This window comes from Lonepinella koalarum (genome assembly GCF_004565475.1).
GTDB classification, from domain to species: domain Bacteria; phylum Pseudomonadota; class Gammaproteobacteria; order Enterobacterales; family Pasteurellaceae; genus Lonepinella; species Lonepinella koalarum.
Genome location: NZ_SRHX01000043.1, coordinates 1 through 535 on the forward strand (window position 1 = coordinate 1; position 535 = coordinate 535).

The 535-nt window shown below is 40.2% G+C and carries 1 rRNA gene; it reads left to right on the forward strand.

From position 1 onward, the window contains the following. Positions 1 to 313: 313 nt before the first annotated feature. Positions 314 to 535, forward strand: a 23S ribosomal RNA gene (locus tag E0709_RS12175); the annotation flags it as partial.

Below are 535 nucleotides of genomic sequence, written 5' to 3' on the forward strand. Positions count from 1 at the left end.
CTTTCACGGCGGTAACCGGGGTTCGAATCCCCGTGGGGACGCCATCTAAAGATGATTTTTGATTATCTTAATGTTCTTTAAAAATTTGGAAACAAGCTGAAAACAGAGTTCAGATAACAGTGGTCAGGTAACAGTAATGTTACTGATAATTGTTAGATGACTCAACGTTTGAGTAAAAATCTTGACTGAACAAAAGCAGTCAAGTCTAGTTATTAGAATCAACCTAAAGTAAGCAGGTTAAAGATAGAAAAGGTATCAGACTGTCGTCTGAACCCTGTCATCTGAAACCTGTACAAAGCACTTCAGGTTGTATGGTTAAGTGACTAAGCGTACACGGTGGATGCCTAGGCAATCAGAGGCGAAGAAGGACGTGCTAATCTGCGAAAAGCTTGGATGAGTTGATAAGAAGCGTTTAATCCAAGATATCCGAATGGGGAAACCCAGTAGATGAAGAATCTACTATCGTTATTTGAATACATAGAATAACGAGGCAAACCGGGAGAACTGAAACATCTAAGTACCCCGAGGAAAAGAA